This window comes from Dinghuibacter sp., from assembly GCF_035492835.1.
Lineage (GTDB): Bacteria > Bacteroidota > Bacteroidia > Chitinophagales > Chitinophagaceae > Dinghuibacter.
This window is the reverse complement of record NZ_DATJIY010000166.1, coordinates 1-4,530: the sequence shown is the minus strand read 5'-3', so window position 1 is coordinate 4,530 and position 4,530 is coordinate 1. Positions and strand designations below refer to the sequence as shown.

The window sequence follows — 4,530 nt, the reverse complement described above, 5'->3', positions numbered from 1 at the left end:
AACGATATGATGGAAAGGGCGGGGTTCGTGAATGTATACCGGCATTTGAGCCGCTACCCGACGGTCGATCCGGCGGAAGTGCGTGGGCTGGCGTTGCTTTCGAGCGAACCGTATCCGTTTAAGGATCGACACGCGGCGGAGTTGCCGGGGGCGACGGCGCGGCTGGTGGACGGGGAGATGTTCAGCTGGTACGGGAGCCGGTTGCGGCTGGCGCCGGAGTACTTCGGGAATCTGTATCTTAGCTTATGTACTTAAGCCCCGATACGGCGGTGGAGGCGGGTAAGCCTTCGCGGAAAAAGCCCTTCTTTCCGGTGCGGGAACCGCTGAGCGCTTATTTGCGTAAACACGGGCGGGACGTCAAGTTGCCGGTGGGCTATAAGGACCTGCTACACTTCCGGACAAGCATACCGTTAAAGGACAAACGCGGGAACGACACGCTGTGGGAGACGTGCTCCTACGACCTCCGCGAATGGGAGTTCCTGGCCGAAAAGCTGGTTTTTATCTATGCCATCCTCAAGACGGAAGGAGACCTCACCTTTGCGGGGCACCTCAACGTGGCGCGGATCGACTTTTGCCGGTTTGGAAATTCGCAACCGTTCCGGATACGCATCGTCAATAAGTACAACGACAACTACGACCACTACTATATCAAGGTGGCCGATGCATCGCGCGTCTATGGGCTGGAGCTGGAACATCTGCTGTCGCCGAACCGTATCACGTTTTTGGCCGATCGCCACACGCTGGTAGAAGAACACATCCCGGGCATACCGGGAGACGTTTTTGTGGAACAATATTTCCAGGACCCCTTTACGAACAAGATCCGGCTGGCCAAGGAGTTCGTGAAGTTCAACGAGCGCTGTTTCGTACGGTTGCTCGGGGACATGCGGTCCTATAATTTCGTCGTCGAGATCACGCCCGACATCGAAGATTACCAATACCGCATCCGCGCGATCGACTTCGACCAGCAATCCTATGAGGGGCGGATGAACCTTTATTTACCCCAGTTCTTTAAGGAAAACAATCCCTACGTGGACCTGGTCATGCGGCACCTGAACCGCTCGTCCATCGAGCAGTACCAGGTGGAGGAGCGCACGATCATGGCGTACCGCGTAGTGGCGGCGCGGTTCCGCCTCATGGAGCTGCTTAATATCATGTCCGCGGACGCGATCTCGTCGTCGCCCAAATTGTTGCAGTTGCGATCCGAGCTCGCGGCGCACTTCGGGGCGCCGGTGTTCGAGCGTTGCCGCTCTATGGGGCAGCTGGTCAAGCGCCAGCTGAAGCAGACGCTGCAAAAGAACCTCCTGTATATACAAAAGCAAACCGGCAGCTTCCGCGACTGACCGGCCCCGTGAGGGCCATGGGCCCCAATCGGGCTTGTCGGGATGCTGCCGGTCGATCGCGTGGTGGCGCTTGGGTGGATCGGCGGGAGACACTTGGGCGCGGCTTGCGGCGCTTAGGCGTTCCGCCCGATGCAGTTGAGGTCCGCGAAGGCTTCCTCGAGGCGCTTGACGAAGTTCTCTTCGCCCTTGCGGAGCCATACGCGGGGGTCGTAGTATTTTTTGTTGGGCTTGTCGGCGCCGTCGGGGTTGCCGAGCTGGGATTGGAGGTAGCCCTCGTTTTTCTGGTAGTAGTGCAGCACACCTTCCCAGAAGGCCCACTGCATGTCGGTGTCGATGTTCATTTTGATGACGCCGTAGTCGAGGGTTTCGGTGATCTGGTGCTTGGGCGAGCCGCTGCCGCCGTGGAAAACGAAGCTGACGGGCTTGGGGCCGGTGCCGAGGTGTTGCTCGATGTACGTCTGGCTGCTGGCGAGGATGTCGGGGCGGAGCTCGACGTTGCCGGGGCTGTAGACGCCGTGGACGTTACCGAAGGAGGCGGCGATGGTGAACAGCGGGCTGATCTTCGACAGTGCGGTGTAGGCTTCGGCGACCTCCTGGGGTTGGGTGTAGAGCTTGCTGTTTTCGACGCCGCTGTTGTCGACGCCGTCTTCTTCACCGCCGGTGACGCCGAGCTCGATCTCGAGGCTCATGCCCAGGGCGGCGATGCGTTTGAAGTATGCTACGGAAATCTCGATGTTCTCGTGGAGGGGCTCTTCGCTCAGGTCGAGCATGTGGGAGGAGAAGAGGGGTTGGCCGTTCTTGGCCTTGTACTCTTCACCGGCCTTGAGCAGACCGTCGATCCAGGGTAACCACTTCTTGGCGGCGTGGTCGGTGTGGAGGACGACGGGGACGCCGTAGTAGCGGGCGACGTTGTGTATGTGGAGGGCACCGCTAATGGCTCCCGCGATGTTGGCCTGGAGGTGGTCGTTCGGCATGCCCTTACCGGCGACGAACTGGGCGCCACCGTTGGAGAACTGGATGATCACGGGCGAATTCACCTTGGCGGCGGTTTCCAAAACAGCGTTGATCGTGTTGGTCGAGATCACGTTCACGGCCGGGAGCGCGAACTTGCCATTCTTGGCGTCCTGGTATAGGGCACTCAATTCATCGCCGAACAAAACGCCGGCACGGTACTTTGCCATGTGGTATTACAAATTTTAGCTATTAAAAAAAAGCGTCGCTAAGATAGTATATTTGGGGATAAAACCTCCTTTATGCCTTCCGCAAAAATTTCTGAGTTATTGGGAGAGAAAGCAGCCTACTTGTTGGATCACACCTGTAATACCTACCCAAAAGACGGGCTGCACCTGCCTTCTCCGGATCATGTCGAAAAGATTTGGACCAACAGCGACCGAAACAACCAAGTTTTGCGGAGCATCCAAATACTCCTGGACCATGGACGCCTGGGCGGGACCGGGTATTTGTCCATCTTTCCGGTAGACCAGGGCGTGGAGCACAGCGCGGGCGCCTCTTTTGCCCCGAATCCCATCTACTTCGACCCCGAAAATATCATCAAGCTTGCCGTGGAAGCGGGTTGCAGCGCTGTCGCATCGACGCTCGGCGTGCTGGGTATCATGAGCCGCAAGTACGCGCACCGCATCCCGTTTGTGGCGAAAATCAACCACAACGAGTTCCTGAGCTACCCTAACCGTTACGATCAAACGATATTCGGGAGCGTCAAGAGCGCCTGGAACATGGGCGCGGTAGCCGTGGGCGCGACGATCTACTGGGGCAGCGCCGAAAGCGACCGCCAGCTCCACGAGATCGGCGAGGCCTTCGAGCAGGCGCACGAGCTGGGCATGGCCACGATCCTGTGGTGCTATACCCGGAACGCCGCCTTCAAGGTCGGAAACATCGACTATTCCACCGCCGCCGACCTCACCGGCCAGGCCAACCACCTGGGCGTCACGCTCCGCGCGGATATCATCAAGCAAAAGCTCCCCACCAACAACGGCGGGTACCTGGCGCTTAAATACGGGAAGACGTCGCCGCTCGTGTATGAAAAACTGACGACGGATCACCCAATCGATATGTGCCGTTACCAGGTGTTGAACTGCTACAGCGGCCGCGTGGGGCTGATCAATTCCGGCGGAGAATCGAAGGGCGCGTCGGATATGGCGGAGGCGGTTTCCGCGGCGATCATCAACAAGCGCGCGGGCGGGATGGGGATGATTATGGGACGGAAGGCATTCCAGCGGCCTTTTGCCGAGGGCGTGGAGATTATCAATGCCGTGCAGGACGTCTACCTGGACAAGAGCATCACGATCGCGTAAGTGGCCAAAAAAAGCTAACTAGTTGACGCTCATTTCGCGAAAAAGTCCGACATTTGTCGTTTAAAAAAAGGAGAACCGATGTCCCAACATGAGGAGGATTTCGAAGTAAACCTTACCGGAGAGGAAGGACAGTCAGAAGAATCGAAGACCCGCTGGTTCAAGCGGATCAAGAAAGGGATTCAAACGAGCACGGCGGAGAAGAAGGAAGTGCCGGAAGGATTATGGACGAAGTGTCCCCAGTGCAAGTACACCTGTACCATGATCGAGCTCAGGGAGAGCTGGTTCGTTTGTCCACAATGCAACTACCACCACCGCATCGGCAGCCAGGAATATTTCGAGCTGCTGTTCGACGGTAAGGAATATACCGAGCTTTTCGCGGAGATCCGTTCCAAGGACTTCCTGGGTTTTACCGACCTCAAGCCTTATAGCAAACGGCTGGAGGAAGTCTGGAAAAAAACGGACCTCAAGGACTCGATCCGGGTCGCCACAGGCAAGGTAGCGGGGGCGGGTCTGGTCGTGGCCTGTATGGACTTCGAGTTCATCGGGGGATCGCTCGGCAGCGTGATGGGGGAAAAGATCGCGCGCGCGGTCGACTATTGTATCCACCACAAGCTCCCGCTGATGATCATTTCCAAGTCCGGCGGCGCCCGTATGATGGAGAGCGCGTTTTCCCTGATGCAGATGGCCAAGACGATCGGTAAGCTGACCCAGCTGGCCGACGCCAAGCTCCCTTATATCTCGTTGATGACGGACCCGACCTTCGGGGGCGTCACCGCGTCCTTCGCCATGATGGGGGACCTCAATATCGCCGAACCGGGCGCGCTGATCGGTTTTGCCGGGCCCCGCGTCATCAAGGAGACCATCCGCAAGGAGCTCCC

General features: G+C 58.1%; 5 protein-coding genes. 4 read left to right on the top strand and 1 reads right to left on the bottom strand.

The genetic code is table 11. The annotated features are described in order from the left end of the window. Together VL547_RS15680 and VL547_RS15675 are read left to right on the top strand one after the other, a co-directional pair. The coding region (locus VL547_RS15680; RefSeq protein WP_325579482.1) for a helical backbone metal receptor at window positions 1–255 on the top strand (255 nt) is incomplete at its 5' end. Further along, complete coding sequence (locus VL547_RS15675) at window positions 246–1,340, top strand: hypothetical protein (protein WP_325579478.1); 1,095 nt, start codon at window positions 246–248, stop codon at window positions 1,338–1,340. The genes VL547_RS15680 and VL547_RS15675, both read left to right, overlap by 10 nt. Before the next feature lie 113 nt (window positions 1,341–1,453). Here the strand turns inward: VL547_RS15675 and fbaA are convergent, their stop codons facing one another. Continuing rightward, complete coding sequence (gene fbaA, locus VL547_RS15670; protein ID WP_325579476.1) at window positions 1,454–2,521, bottom strand: class II fructose-bisphosphate aldolase; 1,068 nt, start codon at window positions 2,519–2,521, stop codon at window positions 1,454–1,456. A 72-nt stretch (window positions 2,522–2,593) separates the two neighbouring features. Between fbaA and VL547_RS15665 the strand changes: the two genes are divergently transcribed. Together VL547_RS15665 and VL547_RS15660 are read left to right on the top strand one after the other, a co-directional pair. After that, a complete protein-coding gene (locus VL547_RS15665; RefSeq protein ID WP_325579474.1) occupies window positions 2,594–3,652 on the top strand; it encodes a class I fructose-bisphosphate aldolase in 1,059 nt (352 codons plus the stop codon). Between the two features lie 78 nt (window positions 3,653–3,730). Further along, window positions 3,731–4,530: acetyl-CoA carboxylase carboxyltransferase subunit beta (locus tag VL547_RS15660; RefSeq protein WP_325579472.1), on the top strand; the 800-nt coding region annotated here is incomplete at its 3' end.

Bases quoted from the DNA above. Each gene is read 5' to 3' on its own strand.
- VL547_RS15675 (WP_325579478.1), top strand. From the start codon at position 246: ATGTACTTAAGCCCCGATACGGCGGTGGAGGCGGGTAAGCCTTCGCGG.
- fbaA (WP_325579476.1), bottom strand. From the start codon at position 2,521: ATGGCAAAGTACCGTGCCGGCGTTTTGTTCGGCGATGAATTGAGTGCC.
- VL547_RS15665 (WP_325579474.1), top strand. From the start codon at position 2,594: ATGCCTTCCGCAAAAATTTCTGAGTTATTGGGAGAGAAAGCAGCCTAC.